This window comes from Streptomyces sp. 8P21H-1 (assembly GCF_013302945.1).
The window spans coordinates 1-1,693 of record NZ_JABTYA010000011.1; the positions used below are offsets into that span (position 1 = coordinate 1).

Annotated in this window: 2 protein-coding genes; both read right to left on the minus strand. The window is 76.1% G+C overall.

What is annotated here, in order from left to right:
* Positions 1-67: 67 nt before the first annotated feature.
* Positions 68-376, minus strand: coding sequence for a (2Fe-2S)-binding protein (locus HO151_RS00210; protein ID WP_173894117.1), 309 nt, complete (start codon positions 374-376; stop codon positions 68-70).
* Positions 373-1,593: an FAD-binding oxidoreductase gene (locus tag HO151_RS00215; RefSeq protein ID WP_173894118.1), complete on the minus strand. Its 1,221-nt coding sequence runs from the start codon at positions 1,591-1,593 to the stop codon at positions 373-375. Before HO151_RS00215 ends, HO151_RS00210 begins: the two co-directional genes overlap by 4 nt.
* Positions 1,594-1,693: the final 100 nt, after the last annotated feature.

Below are 1,693 nucleotides of genomic sequence, written 5' to 3' on the forward strand. Positions count from 1 at the left end.
CGCGGCGGCGGCGAGGGTGGCTGCGAGCCCGGCGGGGCCCGCGCCGACCACCACGAGGCCGGGTCGTTCAGTCATCGTGTCCGGTCCCTTCCTGGGTGCGGATGACGTCACCGGGTTCCGCGCGCACCAGGCAGGCGCGCTGGTTGGGCCGCCCGTTGACGATCAGCAGACAGTCGAAGCACACGCCGATGCCGCAGAAGACACCGCGCGGTTCGCCCCCGTCCCGGGTCGTGCGCCAGGACACGACACCCGCCGACCACAGGGCGGCGGCGATCGTCCGGCCGGGCAGGACGGAGATCTCCCGCCCGTCGAAGGTGACCGTGAAGGAGGGTTCCGGCCGGGCCCGGACGAGTCCGGTGGGGGTGCGCGGCCTCATGGGCCCTCCTCTGGGGACGTGCCGGGAAAGGCCGGGGGCGTGCCGGGAAAGGCCGGGGACGTGCCGGGGAAGCGGTCCGGGCGGAACGGCGTGAGGTCCAGGTCCGGTGTCCGGTCCGTCAGCACCTGGGCGATCAGATGGCCGGTCCCCGTGGCGAGTCCGATCCCCGCGCCTTCGTGCCCGCACGCGTGGAAGAGGCCGGGCACGCGCGCGTCGGGCCCGACGGCGGGCAGGTGGTCGGGCAGGTACGGCCGGAAGCCCAGGTAGGCGCGCAGGGCCCGCACCCGCTCCAGGAAGGGGAACAGCAGGGTCGCCTCCGCCGCGAGCCGCCGGGTGACGGGCAGCGAGAAGGAGCGGTCGAAGCCGATCCGTTCCCGGCTGGCCCCGATCAGTACCGGCCCCGCCGCCGTGCCCTCGACCACCGGGGAGGTCTGGAGGGCCGCCGAGTCGCTGGCCACGTCGGCCACGTAGTCCGCCGCGTACACCTTGTGGCGCACCCTGGGCGGCAGTGGCTCGGTGACCAGGACGAAGCCGCGCCGGGGCAGCACCGGCAGGGACACCCCGGCCAGCGCGGCGACCTCCCCGCCCCAGGTCCCGGCGGCGTTGACCACCGCGGGCGCGTGGATGTCGCCGTGCGGGGTGCGGACACCGCGCACCGCCCCCGAGGCCGTACGCAGCACCTGCGTGACCGTCCGGCCGGTCCGCAGACGGGCACCGGCCGTGCGGGCGAGCCGGAGGAGCCGGGCGGCCGCGAGGGCCGGCATCACCTGGGCGTCCTGCGGGTAGAGGACACCGCCGGCGAGCCCCGGTGCCAGGTACGGTTCGAGGTCGTGGAGCCGGTCGGGCGCGACGGGCACGGCCTCCACCCCGGCGGCGCGCTGCGCGGCGGCGAGCCCTTCGAGCGCCGTCAGCCCTCCGGACGCGGAGGCGACGACGAGGCCGCCCTTGGCCTCGTACTCGACGGACTCCCCCACACCGGGCTCGGCGGCCAGGCCCGCCCACAGCCGGCCGGAGAGCAGCGCGAGTCCGAGTTCGGGGCCGGGCTCCTTGTCGGAGACGAGCAGGTTGCCCTCCCCGGCCCCGGTGGTGCCGCCGCCGACGGGCCCACGGTCCACCACCACGGCACGCAGCCCGGCCCGGGCGGCGTACAGAGCGCAGGCCGCCCCCACGATCCCGGCCCCGACAACAACGACATCGCAGGTCAGCGCCTTACTCACGCCAGTACTATGTCACATACCCCAACCTGGGTACAGGGCCCGCAGGCCCCTGAAGGGGCCTGCGGGCCCGAAGGGGGCTGCGGGCCCGAAGGGGGCTGCG